A 19,281-nucleotide genomic window follows, 5' to 3' on the forward strand; every position below is an offset into this window, starting at 1 on the left:
TACGCTTGTGTCCCCGCGCGCACACCGCACACGCATGAACCTGCAGTCGGCGACGTGGACCGACGCCGAGCGCGCCGAGACCGATCTCGCGCTCCTCCCGGTCGGGAGCACCGAACAGCACGGCCCGCACGCGCCGCTGGGGACCGACGCGTTGACCGCCCGGACGGTCGCCGAAACGGGTGCGGGCGAGTACGACGGCGAGGTGATCGTCGCCCCGCCGGTCAACGTCGGTATCGCCGAGGAGCACCGCCACTTCGCCGGAACGCTGTGGGTCAGCGAGGACACTTTCCGGGACTACGTCCGCGAGACGGTCGCAAGTCTCGCCCATCACGGCTGGGACCGGGTCGTCGTCGTCAACGGCCACGGCGGCAACGTCGGGCCGTTGCGAGAGGTCTGTGCGCGTATCAGCCGCCACGACGACGCGTACGCGGTCCCCTTCACCTGGTTCGACGCCGTCGACGCCGACGACATGGGCCACGGGGGACCGCTAGAGACGAGTCTGCTCCGACACAGCCACCCCGAACTCGTCCGCGAGGACCGGCTCGACGAGGCCGCAGACGGCGCTGCCGACGGCTGGGGCGAGTGGGTCAGCGGCGTGAATCTGGCCTACGATGCCGCGGAGTTCAGCGAGAACGGGACCGTCGGCGACCCGCGCGAGGGCGGGGCCGACCGGGGCGCGCGACTGCTGGACGAAGCGAGCGCTGCGCTCGTCGAACTGCTCGACCGGGTGGCGACCCGCGAGCGGTGACTGCGGGTTAGGCCTCGGCCTCTTCCGCGTCGCCGTCCGCGTCCGCGTCGGATTCGGATTCCGCTTCCGCCTCTTCCTCGCCGAAGTCTTCGAGCGTGCTCCGCAGCTGCGGGACGGTCGACGTGAGGTCGCCGACCTGTTCGCGCGCGTCCTCGACGTCCTCGATGAGCTCTTCGATCTCCTCGATGGCCTCGGCGAGGTCGTCGGCGTCCTCGAAGGCGTCGGCGCGTTCGCCCATCGTGTACCACTTCTTGGCGTCCCGCAGGTGGTCCTCGGCGTCGCCCACGTCGAGTGCGTCCTTCAGCGCGTTGAGCGCGCCGAGCGTGTTGTCGGCGTCGAGCTCCCACACGTCGTCGCCCTCGGGGAGCGCCCCGCGCGCTTCCTCCAGCGAGGCCTCCACGTCCGAGCGCATCTCGTCGGCGGCGTCGGCGAACAGTTCGTCGTCGTCCAGACTCGTCTGACTCATACTGATTCGTTGGCGCGGTGACGGGTTAAAAGCCCGCCTGAAAGTGAAAGTGTAATCGCCGGACTGCAGTGGTCAATAAAATCGGAAACCGAAACCGAAGGTGTGCCGGGAGCTCCGTAGTAAGCGCCGTCGAGCGCAGAGCCGACGCGGAGAAGCGAAGCGGGAACCAACGTTTATCCACGTCGCACCGCTAGCTTCGCGGATGGGACTCTTCAGCGATGTCGGGCGGAAAGTCGAGAAGACGAAACAGGCGTTCACCGACGGCGAGCGAGCGGAGTACGTCTGTGTCGCCTGCGAGGAACCGCTCGACGAGAACTACGAATACTGTCCCCGCTGCGGCGAGGATTCGGTCGAACCCGCCGCGTAACCCCGCCTCGACAGCCGCCGTTCTCGGCTGCGGTAGCGGCTGTGACCGTCTCGAGGTGAGAGTCGATCGCCGTCTCTCACGCGCCAAGAGGCGCCGCCGTCGCGGATCTCGATAGCGCGAGACCGAACCCTTAGCTCCGGACGTCCTCGCGGACCGTCGGAATGGGGTCGAGCGTCTCGTCGATGTCGCCGAGCACCAACATGGCGTAGTAGCGCAGGAACGCCACCAGCGGGACGTTGATGAGGAGGCCGACAACGAACAGCAGCAGCAGGAACAGGACCCCGACGATCCCGGCGAGGACGCCGGCAGCGAAGCCCTGCCCGAGCGCGAACCAGACGACCAGCCCGACGACGAAGAACGGAATTCCCAGCGCGACGAAGGCGACCGCACCGAGGACGGCACCGACGATGCCGACGCCGATACCGAGGACCACCGAGAGGAGCAGATACGCGAGGTACTGCTTGGGCCGGTCGCGAATAGAGCCGAGGAGACGCTGCCACCCGTCGAGGATACTGTCGTCCCGCGTGACCATCAGCGGGACGACGAAGACGTTCGTGAACCCGGCGACGACGCCGACGGCGACCAGTCCGAGGGCGACGAGGACGACGAGCGGTAGCGAGAGGGCGGCGACGATACTCCCGCCGAGGTCACTCGTCTCCCCGCCGAGGGCGAGGAGGAAGAACGCGCCGAGGACGACGATACCGACGATCGCCGTGACGATATCGAGGACGACGCGGAACGCCAGCAGTTGCAGTCCGTCGCCCAGGTGGTCGCTGAAGTACCGCCGGACGCGTACCTCCCGGGAGACGAGCGACTGCACGAAGACGAACTCCACGAAGTTGCTCACCAGTCCCTGAACCAACCGCACGAACACCAGGAAGACGAACGCGGCGACGAGGATCAAGCCGAACCCCGCGACGAGCGCCTCGGCGGAGCCGGGCATTTCTGAACCGGGACCCGACACCTGCGCCGCGAGACCGCCGATGTCGGGGAGTGTGCCGAGCGCTCGGGTCACCGCGAACTCGCTGCCCGACCCCATCGGCCCGGTCGGGTCGGCCGGACCGGTCGGTCCCGACTCGCCGGCGAAGTTGGTGAGCACGTTCAGGATTCGGAAGGAACCCAATCCGCCGCCGCCGCCGATGAAGAACATCACGAACGCCAGTCGGAGCCACGTCCCCCGCTCGATGGGGAAGAGGAAGGACTGCGTGGCGTCGATCGCGTCGCCGATGTCGTCGATTGCGTGGAGGGCCATCGACGGAACTGCACCGGGACGCGGGGTAAGATTTTCGACGCCGCCCGACGAATCAGCCGGCGAAGAGGCGTCACTCCCGGACGGTCTCGACTCCCATCAGCGGATAGCCGTCCTCCATCGCCATGCTCGTCTCGACGACGACCCCCTCGTAGTCGATGGTCATCATCACGTCGAGAAAGCGGCCCGTGAGTTCGGTGTAGTCGGCTCCGGCCGACTCGATGGCCTCCCGAAGCTCGTTCTCGCGGACCGAGACCGTGACCGCCTCGCAGTAGGGCTGGTTCTCGATGGCCTCCTCCATCGCCGCCGTCAGCGAGTCGGCGCTGGCGGGGCTGACCGGCGTCCCCGCGAACTGGTGGTACAGCGACCCGAACTTGATGCCCGCTTCGAAGCACGCGACCTGCGCGTCTGTCGGTTCCATACTCGCCCGTCGACCCGCGCGGCCATAACTGAACCGCAAGCTACCTATTGTGCGCTCTCTATCCCCCGCATACGAATGGACGAGCCGGTTCTACTCACAGGTGCTGGCGGCGCGGTCGGGAAGGCCATCCTCGAAGGGATCGGGGACGCCTACGAGTGGAAACTCATGTTCCACAGCCCCCCCGCCGAGGAGCCCGACCACGAGTACCTCGTCGGCGACGTCATCACCGCCGAAGACGTCGAGTCCGCGGTCGAAGGCGTCGGTGCCGTCATCCACCTCGCCGGCGACCCGCGCCCGGAGGCCCCGTGGGACTCGGTCCTCTCGAACAACATCGACGGCACGAAGAAGATGTACGAGGCCGCCGTCGAGGAGGGCGTCGAGAAGTTCGTCTACGCCTCCTCGAACCACGCCGTCGGCGCGTTCGAGACCGACCGCCGCACCCCCGAGATGTACCGCGCCGACGACGACTTCCTGCTCGACGGCTCGGAGTTCCCCCGCCCCGGCAACCTCTACGGCGTCTCGAAGGCCACCGGCGAGGTGCTCGGTCGGTACTACCACGACGAGTACGGCATCGACGTCTGTAACATCCGCATCGGCAACCTCACGCGCGGCCACCCGCCCATCGACTACGAGCGCGGCCAGGCGATGTGGCTCTCCTACCGCGACTGCGCCAACATCCACGCCTGCGCGCTCGACGCCGACTACGACTTCGAGATCGTCTACGGCATCTCCGACAACGACCGGAAGTACTACTCCATCGAGCGGGCGAAAGACGTGCTCGGCTACGACCCGCAGGACAACTCCGCGCACTTCGACGGCGAGGATAGAGTCGTGGAACGGGACGCCTGAACACCCCTCGTATTCGTTGGTCCGAAGCAGCGCGAACCGGCTGTCCACTCGAAGTTTCTAATCGAACAACCCGGCCACGTCGTCGTCTTTCTGCCGTTCGCGCTGGACGTGGTCGCGCAGGCGGTGATACACCACGGCGCGGTGCTCCTCGTCCCGAACAAGTGCGAACAGCAATCCGACGAACCGGCCCTCGCCGCGCTCGTCGAGTTCGTCGCGGGCGTACGCCACTGCGTCCGCGATGGCGTTCTCGTCGTAGCCGTCGGCCTCCGCCAGCACATCGGCGGCGACGGCCGTCGCGTCGAAGTCGAGGTCGTCGTAGCCGATGGCGTCGCCATTGTGGGTCAACCTCGGCGGGTCGTCCCACTCCATCGCTTCGGGGTCGGCCGCCACGCGGTCGAGAAACGAGCGAACCGAATCGAGGTCGACGCCGCGGTACTCCGACGGCAGGTCGGCGAGGTACTCGCCCGCGCTCTCGGCCAGTCCGCGCGCGCCAGACCAGTTCTCGTCGCCGCCGTGGTGGACGACGGCGGTGAACTGGATGAGACCGTGGAGGAACCGCTCGTCGTCGCCGGAATCGAGGTCCAGCCAGTAGTCCTCCCACGCGTCGTGGGCGGCGTGGTACCGGCCGGCGTTGTAGACGGCGATGCCGGCCCGGAGGTGGGCGTCCATAGCTGTCGGTAGCGCGGCGGGGCCGAAAACAGCGTCGCCCGCGACGGACCGCTATTCCATGTAGCCGAGTTGCTGGAGGCGCTCGGTGACCTCCTCGGAGTTCTGCCCGCCCGCGCCGTCGCCGATGTCGATGGGGTCCCGCCGCTCCTCGGGGACGTCCCCGGCGACGATGGGAAGCACCTCGCCGACCATGTCCGTCGCCGGCGCGGTGCCGCTGGCGGCCAGGATCGTCGGGGCCATGTCGGTGATGCTGATCTGGTCGAGTTCGCCCTCGCTCTCGAAGTCGGGGCCGGAAGCGAGGAAGATGCCGTTGGGCGTGTTCTCGGCCGCCCAGCGGTCGGGGCCGGTCTGGATGGTGCCGCCGCCGATGCCGTCGTTGACGTGGACGCCGGGGCGCTGGTCCACGACGATCTCGGGCGCTTCGTCCACGTAGGGACCGTTATAGATGTCCTCGCCGCGGTAGACGTCGGTGAAGATGTTGCCGTGTTCGTCGGTGACGCCGCGCAAATCCTCAATGAGGCGGTCCCGAACCGAGTCGCCGACGCCGGGCATCAGATAGACGGGACCCTGTCCGCTGGCGACGGCCTGCGTCCGCGAGAGGTCGATGGCTTCGAGCTTCCGGTCGCGTTTCAGCCCCGCGCTCTGGGGGACGAGTTGCTGGATGCGCTCGGGGACGGTGGCGGCCAGGAGGTCCACGATACCCGCTCGTTTGGCGACGCTCAGCGCGCGCTCGCGGGTGAGACCGAGGGGACGGAGGAAGTCCTCGACGGTCCGCTCGTGGGCCTGATAGCCGTTCTCGGCCAGCCACTCGTTGACGTAGAACTCGGTCGTGGTGGGGGCGCTCCCGTGGTCGGACATCAGGACGAGGTTCGTGTCCTCCAAGTCCCGTAAGCGGCCGAGCCACTCGTCGATGAGCTCCCACGCGCGCTTGGTCGGCTCCTCGTCCCAGAAAAAGTGCTGGAGGACGTTGAGGTAGAACAGCGTGACGTGGACGAAATCGAGGTCGCGCTCCTCGAAGAGCCACAGCGCCACCTCGAAGCGCTTTTCGAGCACGTCGAGGATGGCGTCGACCTCCGCCCCGCGCTCGTCGTTCGAGGACAGCAGCGGGTCGGGGTGAACCCGGTAGTCGAAGCGCTCTGCCAGTTCGTCCTCTAAGTCCGACGGCGACGTGTAGCCGCTGTCTATCGTCCGGTACTCGCCCTGGACGGCGTCGGGACCGCCACAGATGACCGGGCCGTCGATGTCCCGCGGGGGAAACATCGTCGGCATGTTGACGACGCCGGTCGACCGCCCCTCGTCGTTGAGGTAGTCCCACAGTTCGGCGGTGTGGAAGTCGCTGCCGTTGGTCACCTCGATGCGCTCGTTCGCCAAATCCACGCGCTCGAACCAGAAGACGCCGAATCCGCCGGGGTCTTTCCCCGAGGAGTAACACTTCCAGTTGGGGAAAGTCACCGGCGGGAGACAGCTCCGCGTCTCGGCCCACGAACTCTCCGCGCGCAGCGCGGCGAGGTTCGGTAAGTCGCCGGCCTCGATCCAGGGGTCGAGCAGCCGCCAGCTCGCGCCGTCGAGTCCGACGACGAACGTCCGCGTCATACTGTATCTCGGAGCGACAGCCCCAATAGGTCTTTTCGTCTCCGCGCTCGCGGCGTTGGGACACAACGCCTATATCCGATTGCCGAATTAGCGTCACACAGTGCGCACAGTCGCCGTCATCCCCGCGTACAACGAGGCCGACACCATCGGCCCGGTCGTCGACGAGACCGGCGAGTACGTCGACCGCGTCGTCGTCGTGGACGACGGGTCCAGCGACGGCACCGCCGCCATCGCCCGCGAGCACGGTGCCGTCGTCGTCGAACACGTCTTCAACACCGGCGTCGGCGGGGCCGTCAGGACCGGCTATCAGTACGCCATCCAGCACGACTTCGACATGGTGGTACAGGTCGACGCCGACGGCCAGCACGACCCGGCGAAGATCCCGGAACTGCTGGACGTGGCCGAGGACTACGACATGGTCATCGGCAGTCGGTACCTGAACGATAGCTATCAGAACTACTCGGCGACCCGCAACGTCGGCATCCGATTTTTCACCGAGGTGGTCAACCGCCTGGGCGGGATCGAGATCACCGACGTGACCAGCGGCTTCCGGGTCTATCGCGTCTCGATGCTCCGGCGCATCCTCCACCGCTCCGATAAGCACTGGGCGATCGAGCAGACCCTGGAGGCCGCGAAACGGGACTTCCGCATCACCGAGGTATCGACCGAGATGCCCGTTCGGGAGGAGGGCGACTCCCAGTTCACGCTGGACACGTTCGTCCTCTACCCCGTCCGGATGACTGATACGATCCTGCGGGTCCTCCTCTTTCGCTGACCATGGCATACACCCTCGTCAACCTCATCGCGCTCGTCGTCGGCCTCGCGTTCCTGATTAACGGCTACGTCATGGTCAAGCAGGGCCGAGAGGCCATCGCCCTGTTCGTCGTCTCGGTGGCCATCGGGTCGGGCCTCATCTTCGTCGCCGTCTTCCCGGACGTCTTCCAGGTCGTCGCCACCGTCCTCGGCCTCGAACTGAAGGCGCGGGCCATCCTCGTCATCTCGAACCTGACGCTGTTCGTCGTCGCCACCTACCTGTTCAACCGCATCGGCAAGCTGTACGACCGCCTCTCGCGGCTCAACGAGGAGGTCAGCTTGCTGCGGACCGAACTCGAGGAACAGCGAAATGAGTGAGGCGGTGCTCTCGATCGACGTCGAACTGTTCGATCAGACACCGGCTTACCGCTCCGCCGAGGGGACAACCGACCGCGAGAACGTCGGCCTCGGCGGCCTCGACTTTCTCCGCGAGACGCTCGGAGCGCGCGACGCGACCGCCACCTGTTTCGTCGTCTCGTCGCTGGCCGACCGGTGTCCCGACGCTATCCGTGCGCTCGCCGATTCGGGCTTCGAAATCGGCTCGCACACCCATCAACACCGCCTGCTCTCGACGCTCGACGCGGAGGAGCGGCGGGAGGAACTCGACCGCTCTCGGCGGGTGCTAGAAGAGCTCACCGACCGATCGGTTTCGGGATTTCGCGCGCCGGCGTTCGACATCACCGACGACCACTTCGACCTGCTCGGTTCGACGGGGTACGGCTACGACTCAAGTATCGTCGCCAGCCGGCGGATTCCGGGGTGGTACGGCGGCGAGTACGACCTCCAGCGGCCCGCGCCGGCGACGGCGGTCGACCCCGACGCGCCCGCCGATTTCGCGGAACTGCCGGCCAGCGTGATGCCCGGCCTCCGACTGCCGCTGACCGGGACGTGGCTGCGCTTTTTCGGCCCGCGATACACGGCGCTCGGGATGCGACTGCTCGCTCGCCGGGACATCACGCCCGTGCTGTACGTCCACCCGTGGGAACTGGCCGACCTCCCCGACGTGGAGGGTGTCCCCTCGCGCGTCTACTGGCACACCGGCGAGTGGATGCGCGAGGCGGTCGAGTACCTCCTCGACCGGCCGTTCGAGTGGACGACCGCCGAGTCCGTCGTCGAGCGCTGCGTCCCGCGCGCCGCCGGAGGTGCCCGGTAGCGTGGCGACGACGCGGCGCGACCTCCTCGTCTCCGTCCTCCAGTACGGCGTCGGCATCGTCGCCCTCGGCGTCTTGCTCACGCAGGTCGACTTCGCGGTCGTCGTCGACCGCCTCTCGAACACCTCGCCCGCCGTCGTCGCCGCACTCGGCGTCGTGACCGTCGCCGGACTGGTCGCCCGCTTTTACACGTGGAGCGCGGTCATCTCGCCGTTCACGTCGATTCCGCTGGGGACCGCCGGTCGCATCGACCTGACGGTGAACTTCATCAACCAGTTGCTTCCCTCGCGTCTCTCTGGACGCGTCGCCGCCCCATTCGTCCTCCGGGCCGAGACGGGGATGGAGTACGCCGACGCGACCGCCGCGACGGGCGCGCACACCGGCATCTACGCCGTCCTCTACGGGGCCGCGTCGCTTGCCGGACTCGCCGCCGCCTACGACCGGCTCTCGACCGGCATCCTCCTTCTTCTCGCGCTCTCGACGGCCCTCTACTTCGTCGCCGGCGCGGTCGTCCTGCTGGCCGGCGTGAACCTGACGCTGTTCGACCGCGTGGTCGAGGCGACGGCCGACCTCGCGGCCCGCGTCCCGCGCGTCGGCGCGGCCGTCGCCGGGAAAGTCCGGGGAATCACGGAGATCACGTCGTCCTCGACGGAATCGTTCCGCGCCGTCGCCGGGGATGCGGCGGTCTGGCTCCGGTACGCCGTCGGCTGGACCGGCGCGTTGGTCCTCGCGCCGGGTCTTCGAGTCTGGCTGCTCTTTACCAGTTTCGGCGCGAGCGTCGAACCCGCGGCGCTGCTCCCGCTGTACCTCGTCGCGGCCTACAGCGTGACGCTGCTCCCGCTGACGCCCGGCGGCATCGGCGTGACCGAGGCGACGGCGACGGCGGTGTTCGTCGGCCTCGGCGTCCCGAGCGACGTCGTCATCCCCGTCATCTTCGTCGACCGGTTCCTCGGCGTCTACCTGCCGGCGCTCGCCGGGTGGTACCCGTCGCTCTCGATGGACCTCTCGGTGCTGTGAGTCGACGACCCGGCGCTCTCCTCAGAACGGCGGGTTACGCCGGGCGCTGCACTCCCCGGTGCGCTCTAAGATGACGGTGTACTGGTTGGCGGCCAGCTCCTGCTCGTCGGCGAACTGGTCGGTCTGGGGGACGACGCCGTAGCGCAGGAGGTCCACGAACGACCCCGGCGTCGCTCGCTGCGGGACGAAGTTCGGCGGCCGTTCGCCGAACTCCGCGACGATCTCGTAGTTGTACTCGCCCTCCAGTAGCCCGCGGATGTACTCCGCCTGCGCTTCGCCGTTGCGGTAGTAACTCCCCTCCTTCAGATAGAGGAGGTCGCGATACCCCAGTTGGATGTACCGCGGACAGCGGACGAGGCGTTCGCCCTCTCCCTCCTCGCCGAACGCGTGGTTGATGTCCATCCCGTGGGGGATCGCCGCGTCCTGGAAATCCCGCCGATAGACCTCCATCGTGTCGCCCTCCTCGGAGTGCTCGTTCAGCCACGCCGTCGCCTCGTCCCGCGGCATCGAGGCGAACCCGAGGGTGCCGACGCCGGCGTAGATGCTCGTCGTCACCAACAAGAGGGCGACGGCGGGCCGGGCGATCGAAGGGTTCCACTCGTCGAACTCGCCGAGCGAGCGCGCGAGCAACAGCGCGATCAGCGGGAACGTCGGGAGCAGGTGGTGAACGCGGAAGTCGTGCCACTGGCTGAACATCGCGACGTACACCGCGAGCGTGAACAGGACGAGCGCGGTGCCGTACACCTCGGAGCGCCAGCGGCGGAGGCGCGCCACGCTCACGAGGACGCCACCGAGGGCAGCGGCGAACAGCGGCAGTCCCAGCGCGCTGAAGTAGCCGCGCAGGAACCACCACCAGATCGGGGCGTCCGGTCCGGTCGGGTGACTCATCCGCGACATCGACCCGCCGAACACCCGCTCGACGAGCGGGTCGAACCCGGCGACGAGGAACGTCGGAAAGCCGAGTAGGATGGCGATGAGACCGAGCGCCGCCCCGCCGACGAGGAGGCGCGGCGCGAACAGCGCCGCCAGGAGGCTCCGCTCGTCGTCGTACGCCCAGACGAGGTCCGCCCGGAAGAGGTAGGCGACGCCGATGACCGCGACGATGGGCGCGGCGGTGAGCTTGAAGGCGATGGCGACGCCGCCGAAGGCCGACGCGGCGAAGAACGACGCGTCGTCGCCCGTCTTGACGAAGACGTAGAGGAGATACAGCGTCAGCAGGCTGAAGAACAGCGCCGGCATGTCCTCGCCGCCCTCGTGTGCGATGGTGAGGAAGCCGAAGGTGAGCGTCAGCAGGATGGCCGACAGCCGCCCGGTGGTCCGGTCGCCCATCGCCGTCCCCAGTCGGTAGGTGAGGTACACCGACCCGACGGCGAACGCGACGTTGAACAGCCGGACGAAGACGAGACTCCACGTCCAGACCCACCGCGGCGTCTCGTGCCACACCGGGTAGTGGCCGAACTCCCAGCTGGGGAAGCCGACGGAGGCGAAGATCTCCGACTGCCCGGTCAGGAGCGCCACGACCACCACCGGGAGCATGGCGAGGGCGAACACGTACAGCGTCGCTCCGAAGGGCACGCGGCTCCACTCGACGCCCGCCCGCAGCGACTCGAAACTCGGGTCCGCGAGCGTCGTCCCGTAGGGGACCATCGCGTCCAGTAGCCGGCTCTTCTCGTCGCGCGTGGCGAAGTTCGGGATGCGGTGCCAGAACCAGAAGCTCGTCAGGAGCGCCGCCCCGACGAGGATGTAGAGGAGGTACGGATCGGCTCCGAGGTCGTCTCGAACCTGCCGTTTCGCGCGGCCGAACAGTTGCCGTCCCGCACCGAGCATGCTCTCAGAATGCAGCAGCGCGGGTAAAAGCAAACCGGTCTCGGGCCAGTCGTGACGGCGTTCCAGGCGAGCGACAGAGCCGTCGCTCGCCGAGTAGTTCGCGGAAATGTAGCGTCCGGACGGAGTTCCACGCGAACGAAGTGAGCGTGGAGTACGTCCGGTCGTTCACGACCGGACGGAGATTTGAACTCGCCGAGAAATGCTCGCTTCGCTGCGCGTTCCTCGTCTGCTCCAATCTCCGCAGAACGCATAACCGCTCACGGAAGCGAGCGACAGAACCGTCGCTCGCCGAGTAGTTCGCGGAAATGTAGCGTCCGGACGGAGATTTGAACTCCGGTCCCTGGCTCCGCAAGCCAAGAGGATAGTCCACTCCGCTTCGCGGCCTATCCCGGGCCGATTAGACCTCTAACGACAATTTGCTAGCTTCGACAATACACAATAAATACTCCGCCCTTATAAAACCTAGGTCACTGGCTCTGGGCCAAGTTGGGTTCAGTCCAGAATCCAACAGTGTATGTTATTACTCATCAGCAGGTAGTGTCCAGTTAAGCGTGAAACGTGAAATGAGTGATTTTTTGTTTCATACCAGAAATAGCCGAGTTATCGGTCATAGAGACTGGATTGACTAGGATGTTGTTGGGCGTAATCAGATTCCTGAGTCGGCGGTGTCGTGGAATCTTTGTCTACTGCGGAATCATCATCCGTGGTAGTCTGGTCAGTAGAGCGGTCAAGGATAGAAAGTGCCTCAACTACAACCAGTATCGCCACAAAACGCATCCATAGTGTCCCGGGAGACATATTGAGAAGTACTAATACAATCTCTACGGGAATTGTGACTAGCACGGCAACTATGAGACCGCTGGCGAAAACACTGGTATCAACTTCGTCTGATTCGGATTCCTCTCTTGTATTCCGTTTGCTGTCAGTAGTGGACGAAGCTATCTCTACGCCAGTCTGTTGACTGTTTTTAGTGTCTGTATCTGGAGACGATTCTGAGCTGTGGGAGGTACTTGCAGTAGATGTGGCCCTATTGACTTCGCTCTCATCTTTTGGAGTTGGATTAGACGATGAGCCTTGCTTGCTGAATCCGTCAGCATAGGGGTCTGAAGCTGGGGTGCTGTTGCGTTGCCTCACCGTATCTGCAACAGTGTTTGTTAGACCAGCCTGTGAATCAGTATCCATCTCCATTTTTACGTAGAGGATGTGCTTGCAGCCGCCGCTGGGTTGTCGTTTCTGCCAATCTGGACATTCACAAGAAGGTGTATCAAGTTCAACAAGATATTCAATGCCACGTGACCCGTTCACAAGATACTCGTTACTTCCAAAGCGTGCTGAAATGGTGATATTCTGATTCCTCGCGCGTCTTTTCCGTCTATCATCAACCATAAGCAGAGAAATATATTTGTAAATATAATAATGTTCCTTACACTATGCTATAGCAGGCAGCACTCAAATGTCATTTCTGTCAAATATCAATCTAACACTATTGTCTTTTAGCCATCCAGCTTTCTGCCCAAACTCTGGTATCTGATTACTAACTACGTCCCAGAACTCATCACCGTGATGCTGCTCAATCAAATGTGCAAGCTCGTGAACGACCAGATAATCCACAACTTCAGGGGGAGCCATAATCAGCCGCCAGTTCAAACTAATCGTCCCTCCAGTTGAACAACTCCCCCATCGGGTTCGCTGATTGCGAAGCTCTAGGCTCTCGTAGCTTACACTCATGGACTCCGCGTAGTGGTCCAGTCGCTCAACGAAGTGTTCCCGAGCTTGGCTCCGATAGAAATTCTCCAGTACTTGCTTGACTGACGACTGTTCGACAGCACTCTTTCTCAGCCGAATCGCACCATCAGAGACCTCGTGTTTCGAGCGCGGTTCAATAACCAGTTCGTGGTCCTTGCCGAGAAACGGAAACTCTTCGCCGGCCTCGAAGGAACGCTCAGGAATATCCTCTCGATAGGATTCGTATGTGCGCTGTTTGTCTATGACCCACGCCGCGTTATCTTTGAGCAAGTCGCTGGGCTGCGTCTTATCCGATTCTGGAAGCACGACAGATACCCCATGTATGTCAATATCAATCCGGGGCCCCGTCGAATCGGGGCTATATCGCACGTCGTACTCGATTGTCTGGCCCAGCAGTTCGATTTCCTGAGCGTGGGCTTCAGCCATAGTTCTGAATCAGGTACTCTCGAATGGTGTCGATAAATTCGTCGTCGTCCCGAACCAGATGCCCAAGCTCTCGCTCGACAACCAGAACCTCAAGCAAAATCCGCTCGACTTCAGCGATGGTCTGCTGATTAGTTTTCCAGCCGGCGTAGCCCCGGTCAACACGCTCATCGAATTGCGAGACGATTTCTTCAGCGACAGCTTCAGCTTGGTCGTCTGACTCAATAGCGGAGGGCGTCTCCTCAGTCAGATGCGTGTAGATAGCAAACTCGGCGTCGTCCATGCCCTGCTGTGCTGCTTCCTCTTCGACACTCATTATCTCATCTTCGACCGATTGTAGGGCATCGACGGCCTCGGGGTCGCTAATCTGGTCGCCTTGCCAGCGCTCGATGATATCAGTCACGCGCTCACTCAACCGCTTGTATCGAGGATTCTGATTCTCGCGGGGATGCAGATGCTCTCGGGTAGCGTGCGCAATCTGTGACGCCTTCACACCGGGATTGTCCAGCCCTTCTACGTCTTCGAGGTACTCTTCCCCGAGCTTGTAGGTCGGGAAGTCCCGCTTGATTTCCGTGATTTCGACGTTCTCGCTAATTATGTCCCTCGTCTTCTCACGCATATCCTCTTCCGGAGAGTCCTCGCCCCTGGTCGTGCGCTTGAACGCGACGTGGATACGACTCAGCCACTTGTAGTCGCGTTCAATGCCCTCACTAACGAGTCGGCCATCCGGGGCGACAGCTTCGTAGAGGTTCTGAAGGCGACGGAAGCCCTGTTTGAACTTCCGACGTTCTGGATGGGTGCTGACACGCTCGACGGCCTCGTAGGTCGCTTCTTGGGTGTCGTTCTTGGGAATGCCGTCGAAAATGTCCATGACCATCTCTAACTGGTCAACGAGGTCGTCAAAGAGTTCGTCCTTATCTCGGGCAGCGTAGGCTTGGGTCTCAGCGTCGTAGTCCAGCGCCTCATCAATATTCTCGAACACGCCCTGAAAGTCCACAATCTCGCCGTTCTCCTTCCCCTCAGCGGGGCGGTTCGTCCGGGCGATAGCCTGCATCAGATTGTGGTTCTTCAGGTTGCGGTCGAGATACATCGTTTTTAGAATCGGAGCATCGAAGCCCGTTAGAAGCATATTGTGGACAACCAGCAGCTTCGGCGTTTCTTCGTCTGCCTCCTCGTCGGTCTGCTTGAACGCATTGACGATGCTGTCTCGCTCTTCAGAATCGGTATGGAACTGCCGAATTAACTGGGGGTCGTCGTTGGTCGCCGTGTAGAGAACTTCCACCTCGTCCTCGCCTCGACGGTCGATGAGTCGCTCACCGTACATCGCGGCAGAGCGTCGACTGGGAGTGACGACCATCCCCTTCCAGCCGTTCGGAGCAATCTTCTCGGAATAATGGTGGTCAATCTCTTCGACCGCTCGCTCTACCCGAGGTTCGATTTCCGCGAGTGTAGTAGCATTGACGGTCTCGCGGATGAACTCTCGTTTCTCATCGGTAGTCATTCCCCGAAACTCTGCCTCGAATTCTTCGTCAAGTCCGGCCTCGTCTATCTCCCACCGCATATCGTGACGCAGCGTGAAGTAGACCGGCAGAATCAGCCCGTCGTCAATGCCTTGCTTGACCGAGTACCTATGAAGGTAATCCTCACCCTCGGGGGAGAACTCTCGGAACGTGTTCTTGTCCTTCTCTCGTTCTCCTTCTCGAACCGGTGTGCCGGTAAACCCGAAGTGGTAACAGTTGGGCAGCGCAGCATCGAGGCGGCTTCCGAGGTCGGCTTCCATAAATCGGTGAGCCTCGTCGGACATGACGACAACTTCGTCGTTGCCCTGTACGTCCGGGTCCACGTTTTCGAATTTCTGAATCGTCGTCAGGACAAGCTCGCTCTGCCCCTCCTCAATGAGCCGCTGGAGGTGGTCGATGCTTTCCGCCTCGGTCCAATGTTCCAGCGACAGGTTCGCCAGTTGGTCTCGCATCTGGCTGTTGAGCTTGTCCGTATCGACAATGATGAACACCTGCGGGTTGCGAGCTACCGAGCTTGTCAGGAGATTCTGCGCCGCGTAGAGCATCGTGAACGACTTGCCCGAGCCTTGGGTATGCCAGATGAGACCGCGTTTGTGGACACCCTCGCTCACGCGGTCTAAGATAGCATTGACCGCGTAGTACTGCATATACCGAGGTACGATTTTCGCGTCTCCCCCGGCCCTACGCTCGTAGAAGACGAAGTTCTTTAGGAGGTTCAGTAGCGTCCGAGGATTGCAGAGCGCTTCGACCGCCTGCTTCACGTCGTTGTCGTCAGCGTAGGCTTCAGGGGCGTCGTTCCATGGTTCGTAGAATTCCTTGGGTGCGCCGACAGCTCCATAGCGGAACTCAAACTGGTCGGCAGCTATGTTGAACAGGCCCGGCACGAACAGCCGGGGCACATCGTCCTCGTAAGCATCGAGGTCGCTCACAGCGTCGTGCCAATCGTTGTCCTGTGTTTGGCTCTTGAGTTCCATCGTAACCAGCGGAATCCCGTTGATAAATAGGCTCACGTCTGGGCGGATGGTCGTCTCACGAGAGACAGAGAACTGATTCACCGCGTGGAAGCGATTATTCTCCGGGTCCTCGTGGTCGATGAGGTCAACATAGACCGTCTCCGTCGAGCCGTCAGTGTGTTGTACATTGAACGTTTTCCCCTTAGTGAGCAACTGATGGAACGCTCGATTGCCGTCCATCAGGTTCTCGGTGTCGAGGTCTCGGCGGAGAGAGGAAACGAACTTGTCTACGTTGTCCTCGGTCACGGCGTCGTTGAGCGCGACGACTTGCTCTTTCAACAGGTTCCAATAGATTACTTCGTGACTGTCGCGCTCGTAGGCCTCATCGAGAACGTTCGCACCACGGTCGCCATCTTGTCCATGAGTTTCCCAGCCAACACCGTCGAGCCACGAGAGAAGCGAACGTTCGACGCCGCCCTCGGATGGATTGCTAACCATACTTGGCGATTTCCCCGGGCACTTCTATGGTCGTGTCAGTCGTGCGTACTGTTCCCGAGAGAAGGTCTTGCATTAGACCGCGTTTGAGGGCCTTTAAGTGACTCACTAGTCGATTTTCTACTTGTATTTCTTGGTTAATACTTTCGATAATATCCTTCAACCTTCTTTGCTGTTCAACAGGCGGTAGAAGTACCTCCACACGCTTGGCACGGAATAAAGAAAGTTTGGGCTGTCCCGAACCAACAGTATGGCGACTAATTTCTCCCTGCCCATAGTATGATTGCAAATAAGCGAGAAGATACTCTGGAATCGCACCGTTTAAATTTGTGATTTTAGCCGCGTTATCGGTAAAGTGCACTCCATCTAGTTCCGGTGGAACGATGCCAATGCCACCGATGCTGTGTCCATTAAGAGTGAGGAACAAATCCTTGCTATTGATGTATCCTCTATTCATCTCTTCAAATGAGTCCTCTTTCAGATGTTTTACCTCATCCTCAACTATCACACCGTCTTCCAAATCTGAAATCCGAATAAATCGATAGCCGGTGTCTTCATCAGAGTAGTCGTCACCAGGGGGGATTCTAATGCCGTTTTTCACATCCGCAATATTCCCTAACTCTATGATGTCCCACGATTCCGGGATTTGGATTGGTTTGGGTCCTAGTCGTCTTTCAACTAATTCTTCTTCAGTAAAACCGCCAGATAGGAAATCGGATATGAGCGCTTCCTTAATTCTATCATATTGGCTGAGCACAGCGTCCGTTTTCTCAATCGCCCGGTCAACCGTGTAGAGTACGGTGGCAATTTTGCGCTGTTCCGAGAGTGGGGGAACAGGTAGGTTGATTTTGTTTAATGCTTCTAAGTATAATCCCCCCTGTGCCGTTGCTCTTGAGCGTGAATCTGCTTGTTTGTGGAATCGCTGACTATCAGTAACAAATTTTAGAAATTGAGAAGATACTTGTTTATTTGTTCTGAGAAGTGCAACGCTCCTCTGGAGAGCAAAACCTGACCTTTTACCAACAACTGCTGAACGTCCGATGCTCCCTACGATTGTCATCAGTAAATCACCCTGTTGAATTGAATGGTTATTGTCCATCTGCTCAAAATCAGATGGAGAAATATAGCTCGGGTTTTTGTCAAAATCTATCCTCCCATTTTGTATATTCTGACTGCTAAGAATCTGAATCCCGTTTGACACACGCTTTGGCGGATTGTGGCTCCCATCGGAGACTAATTCAGTTACTTCGTGAATTTTTCTCTCATCCCAATCTGATGGAACATTCCCCCAATTGGTAGGTTTAATATTCTCTTGCTGTTCAGATTTATTATTCTCATCCGCAAAATCGCTTAGCGTCATATCCTCACTCATAGTTTAATACCTCCATATGCTCATTCATTGACGCCTCTATTTCGTCGCGCTCGGCCTGCAATTCGCGTAACTTTGCCAGTTCCTCCTCCACGTTAATGTTTTCTTCCGGTTCGGTCGTATCGACGTACAGAGCGATATTGAGGTTGTAATCGTTCTCTCGAATCTCATCAAGCGACACCGTACGACTCACACGCTCTTCGGTCGCCCACTCTCGGAAGTTCTCGATAATGTGGTCGAGTCCATTCTCGGTGAGTTCGTTCTGATTCGATAACTCCTCGTAGAATGCCTCATCTGCGGCGTGGATAAACTGCACCTCGCCCTCGCGCTCGGCAGGCTTGTCCGAATTCAACACAAGGACGGCGGAGGGAATTGAGTTGTTTTGGAACAGGTTTTCCGGAAGCCCGACAATGGTCTCAATCATATCGTTTTCCAGCATCGGCTTTCGATACCGTTGCTCGTGCTTGCGGAACAGCACACCGTGAGGAATGACGATAGCGGCCTTTCCTCCGGAGTCGTCACCACGCTCGGGGTTCTTCAGTTGCTCCGCCATATGCATAATGAAGGCGTAGTCCCCTCGGTCAGCACGCGGCAGTTTCTCGTGCCAGTCGAAGCGCCCGTATGGGTCATCTTGGAGGTCGCTCTTGGCCCAGTCTGCCGAGAACGGGAAGTTCGCCAGCACTCGGTCGAAGCGCTCTAGTTGGTTGTCGTCCTCGGAGGTGAACGCCGGACTGGACAGCGAATCTTCGCGCTCTATCTCTCCGTTCAGCCCATGGATAGAGAGGTTCATCTTCGCAATCGCCGCGATATCCGGGTTGATTTCCTGTCCGGTGAACGTTAGCTTCGATGGGTCGCCGCCTTGCTCTTCGCGGTAGTAGCGAGCGGCCTCTATGAGCATCCCTCCAGAGCCGACAGTCGGGTCGTGGAAAGTATGCCCGTCCTCAAACTCGTCTACCAGCCGAACACAGAGACGCACAATGTGGGGCGGCGTGAAGAATTGACCCCCAGACTTGCCCTCTTCTTCCGCGAAGTGGCGAACGAGGTCCATATACGCCTCTCCGAGCATATCCGGCGGCACGCTGTCTCGGGAGAGGTCATATTTCGAAAGGTGTTCGACTAGCTTCCCGAGCCGGTCGTCGTCCAGCGCGTCGGCGTCAATGTAGTCAGCTCTGAAAACGCCTTGTAGTTCGGGATTCGCTTCAGTCAGCTTATCGAACGCCTCGTTGAGTGCTTGGTCTACGTTATCATTGACGGCGCGAATGTCTTCCCAGAGGTAGCCTTCAGGAACGACAGGCACGTCGTAGAGGTTATCCCTACGAGCGAAGTCCTCGCCGTATTCCTCAATGTTCTGCTCGTACTGCTTCTCAAATTCATCAGAGATAGATTTGTAGTACACCAGCGGCAGAATGTATTCCTTGTAGTCGGTCGGGTCAACAGCGTCCCGAATAATGTCAGCACACTTAAAAAGGTGCGACTCTAGGTCGTTCAGCGAGAGAGGCATACCCCGACTGTTCCTTGCAATCATCATATGTCCTGCGGTGACAGTCGCCTACTGTATCGCCTGCTCTCGTAATTCGGTTAGGAAAATACAGAATATTTACACTA

18 protein-coding genes are annotated in these 19,281 nt (G+C 61.2%); 7 read left to right on the forward strand and 11 right to left on the reverse strand.

What is annotated here, in order from left to right; all coding sequences use genetic code 11:
• Positions 1-34: 34 nt before the first annotated feature.
• Positions 35-748, forward strand: a complete 714-nt coding sequence (locus tag EGH23_RS11040) for a creatininase family protein (protein ID WP_220580057.1) — start codon at positions 35-37, stop codon at positions 746-748.
• A gap of 7 nt (positions 749-755) precedes the next feature.
• On the opposite strand, the gene EGH23_RS11045 is transcribed toward EGH23_RS11040, so the two are convergent.
• On the reverse strand, positions 756-1,214 hold the full coding sequence (locus EGH23_RS11045; protein WP_220580058.1) for a DUF5790 family protein: 459 nt from the start codon (positions 1,212-1,214) through the stop codon (positions 756-758).
• Between the two features lie 202 nt (positions 1,215-1,416).
• Here EGH23_RS11045 and EGH23_RS11050 point away from each other — a divergent pair, with 202 nt between their 5' ends.
• Positions 1,417-1,581, forward strand: coding sequence for a hypothetical protein (locus tag EGH23_RS11050; protein WP_220580059.1), 165 nt, complete (start codon positions 1,417-1,419; stop codon positions 1,579-1,581).
• Positions 1,582-1,711: 130 nt separating this feature from the next.
• Here the strand turns inward: EGH23_RS11050 and EGH23_RS11055 are convergent, their stop codons facing one another.
• Positions 1,712-2,833: a DUF7544 domain-containing protein gene (locus tag EGH23_RS11055; RefSeq protein ID WP_220580060.1), complete on the reverse strand. Its 1,122-nt coding sequence runs from the start codon at positions 2,831-2,833 to the stop codon at positions 1,712-1,714.
• Positions 2,834-2,903: 70 nt separating this feature from the next.
• Positions 2,904-3,251 carry a dihydroneopterin aldolase family protein gene (locus EGH23_RS11060; protein WP_220580061.1) on the reverse strand — a complete coding sequence of 116 codons (348 nt, stop codon included), beginning with the start codon at positions 3,249-3,251 and terminating at the stop codon, positions 2,904-2,906.
• Between the two features lie 75 nt (positions 3,252-3,326).
• Between EGH23_RS11060 and azf the strand changes: the two genes are divergently transcribed.
• A complete protein-coding gene (azf, locus tag EGH23_RS11065) occupies positions 3,327-4,100 on the forward strand; it encodes an NAD-dependent glucose-6-phosphate dehydrogenase Azf (RefSeq protein WP_220580062.1) in 774 nt (257 codons plus the stop codon).
• 57 nt (positions 4,101-4,157) lie between these two features.
• Here the strand turns inward: azf and EGH23_RS11070 are convergent, their stop codons facing one another.
• Together EGH23_RS11070 and EGH23_RS11075 are read right to left on the reverse strand one after the other, a co-directional pair.
• Entirely contained in the window at positions 4,158-4,769 is a 612-nt protein-coding gene (locus EGH23_RS11070) for a DUF309 domain-containing protein (RefSeq protein ID WP_220580063.1), read from the reverse strand.
• A 51-nt stretch (positions 4,770-4,820) separates the two neighbouring features.
• On the reverse strand, positions 4,821-6,362 hold the full coding sequence (locus EGH23_RS11075; RefSeq protein WP_220580064.1) for an alkaline phosphatase family protein: 1,542 nt from the start codon (positions 6,360-6,362) through the stop codon (positions 4,821-4,823).
• Between the two features lie 100 nt (positions 6,363-6,462).
• Here EGH23_RS11075 and EGH23_RS11080 point away from each other — a divergent pair, with 100 nt between their 5' ends.
• The 4 genes from EGH23_RS11080 to EGH23_RS11095 are packed head-to-tail and all read left to right on the forward strand — an operon-like array spanning position 6,463 to position 9,343.
• Positions 6,463-7,137 carry a glycosyltransferase family 2 protein gene (locus EGH23_RS11080; protein WP_220580065.1) on the forward strand — a complete coding sequence of 225 codons (675 nt, stop codon included), beginning with the start codon at positions 6,463-6,465 and terminating at the stop codon, positions 7,135-7,137.
• A gap of 2 nt (positions 7,138-7,139) precedes the next feature.
• The gene (locus EGH23_RS11085; protein WP_220580066.1) at positions 7,140-7,493 is read left to right on the forward strand and encodes a DUF2304 domain-containing protein; all 354 of its coding nucleotides are present in this window, start codon (positions 7,140-7,142) and stop codon (positions 7,491-7,493) included.
• The gene (locus EGH23_RS11090) at positions 7,486-8,328 is read left to right on the forward strand and encodes a polysaccharide deacetylase family protein (RefSeq protein WP_220580067.1); all 843 of its coding nucleotides are present in this window, start codon (positions 7,486-7,488) and stop codon (positions 8,326-8,328) included. The genes EGH23_RS11085 and EGH23_RS11090 overlap by 8 nt, the downstream gene beginning before the upstream one ends.
• A gap of 1 nt (position 8,329) precedes the next feature.
• A complete protein-coding gene (locus EGH23_RS11095) occupies positions 8,330-9,343 on the forward strand; it encodes a lysylphosphatidylglycerol synthase transmembrane domain-containing protein (protein WP_220580068.1) in 1,014 nt (337 codons plus the stop codon).
• A 21-nt stretch (positions 9,344-9,364) separates the two neighbouring features.
• On the opposite strand, the gene EGH23_RS11100 is transcribed toward EGH23_RS11095, so the two are convergent.
• The 6 genes from EGH23_RS11100 to EGH23_RS11125 all read right to left on the reverse strand — a co-directional run bounded on the left by EGH23_RS11100 (position 9,365) and on the right by EGH23_RS11125 (position 19,177).
• The gene (locus EGH23_RS11100) at positions 9,365-11,170 is read right to left on the reverse strand and encodes an ArnT family glycosyltransferase (RefSeq protein WP_220580069.1); all 1,806 of its coding nucleotides are present in this window, start codon (positions 11,168-11,170) and stop codon (positions 9,365-9,367) included.
• A gap of 600 nt (positions 11,171-11,770) precedes the next feature.
• Positions 11,771-12,556 carry a hypothetical protein gene (locus EGH23_RS11105; protein ID WP_220580070.1) on the reverse strand — a complete coding sequence of 262 codons (786 nt, stop codon included), beginning with the start codon at positions 12,554-12,556 and terminating at the stop codon, positions 11,771-11,773.
• Between the two features lie 63 nt (positions 12,557-12,619).
• The gene (locus EGH23_RS11110; RefSeq protein WP_220580071.1) at positions 12,620-13,342 is read right to left on the reverse strand and encodes a M48 family metallopeptidase; all 723 of its coding nucleotides are present in this window, start codon (positions 13,340-13,342) and stop codon (positions 12,620-12,622) included.
• Positions 13,335-16,310, reverse strand: a complete 2,976-nt coding sequence (locus tag EGH23_RS11115) for a type I restriction endonuclease subunit R (RefSeq protein WP_220580072.1) — start codon at positions 16,308-16,310, stop codon at positions 13,335-13,337. The genes EGH23_RS11110 and EGH23_RS11115 overlap by 8 nt, the downstream gene beginning before the upstream one ends.
• Positions 16,303-17,679: a restriction endonuclease subunit S gene (locus EGH23_RS11120; RefSeq protein WP_220580073.1), complete on the reverse strand. Its 1,377-nt coding sequence runs from the start codon at positions 17,677-17,679 to the stop codon at positions 16,303-16,305. The genes EGH23_RS11115 and EGH23_RS11120 overlap by 8 nt, the downstream gene beginning before the upstream one ends.
• Positions 17,672-19,177, reverse strand: coding sequence for a type I restriction-modification system subunit M (locus EGH23_RS11125; protein WP_220580074.1), 1,506 nt, complete (start codon positions 19,175-19,177; stop codon positions 17,672-17,674). The genes EGH23_RS11120 and EGH23_RS11125 overlap by 8 nt, the downstream gene beginning before the upstream one ends.
• Positions 19,178-19,281: the final 104 nt, after the last annotated feature.

This window comes from Haloarcula nitratireducens (genome assembly GCF_019599505.1).

Coding starts and splice junctions, on each gene's coding strand:
- EGH23_RS11040 (WP_220580057.1), top strand. CDS start 35: ATGAACCTGCAGTCGGCGACGTGGACCGACGCCGAGCGCGCCGAGACC.
- EGH23_RS11045 (WP_220580058.1), bottom strand. CDS start 1,214: ATGAGTCAGACGAGTCTGGACGACGACGAACTGTTCGCCGACGCCGCC.
- EGH23_RS11050 (WP_220580059.1), top strand. CDS start 1,417: ATGGGACTCTTCAGCGATGTCGGGCGGAAAGTCGAGAAGACGAAACAG.
- EGH23_RS11055 (WP_220580060.1), bottom strand. CDS start 2,833: ATGGCCCTCCACGCAATCGACGACATCGGCGACGCGATCGACGCCACG.
- EGH23_RS11060 (WP_220580061.1), bottom strand. CDS start 3,251: ATGGAACCGACAGACGCGCAGGTCGCGTGCTTCGAAGCGGGCATCAAG.
- azf (WP_220580062.1), top strand. CDS start 3,327: ATGGACGAGCCGGTTCTACTCACAGGTGCTGGCGGCGCGGTCGGGAAG.
- EGH23_RS11070 (WP_220580063.1), bottom strand. CDS start 4,769: ATGGACGCCCACCTCCGGGCCGGCATCGCCGTCTACAACGCCGGCCGG.
- EGH23_RS11075 (WP_220580064.1), bottom strand. CDS start 6,362: ATGACGCGGACGTTCGTCGTCGGACTCGACGGCGCGAGCTGGCGGCTG.
- EGH23_RS11085 (WP_220580066.1), top strand. CDS start 7,140: ATGGCATACACCCTCGTCAACCTCATCGCGCTCGTCGTCGGCCTCGCG.
- EGH23_RS11090 (WP_220580067.1), top strand. CDS start 7,486: ATGAGTGAGGCGGTGCTCTCGATCGACGTCGAACTGTTCGATCAGACA.
- EGH23_RS11100 (WP_220580069.1), bottom strand. CDS start 11,170: ATGCTCGGTGCGGGACGGCAACTGTTCGGCCGCGCGAAACGGCAGGTT.
- EGH23_RS11105 (WP_220580070.1), bottom strand. CDS start 12,556: ATGGTTGATGATAGACGGAAAAGACGCGCGAGGAATCAGAATATCACC.
- EGH23_RS11110 (WP_220580071.1), bottom strand. CDS start 13,342: ATGGCTGAAGCCCACGCTCAGGAAATCGAACTGCTGGGCCAGACAATC.
- EGH23_RS11115 (WP_220580072.1), bottom strand. CDS start 16,310: ATGGTTAGCAATCCATCCGAGGGCGGCGTCGAACGTTCGCTTCTCTCG.
- EGH23_RS11120 (WP_220580073.1), bottom strand. CDS start 17,679: ATGAGTGAGGATATGACGCTAAGCGATTTTGCGGATGAGAATAATAAA.
- EGH23_RS11125 (WP_220580074.1), bottom strand. CDS start 19,177: ATGCCTCTCTCGCTGAACGACCTAGAGTCGCACCTTTTTAAGTGTGCT.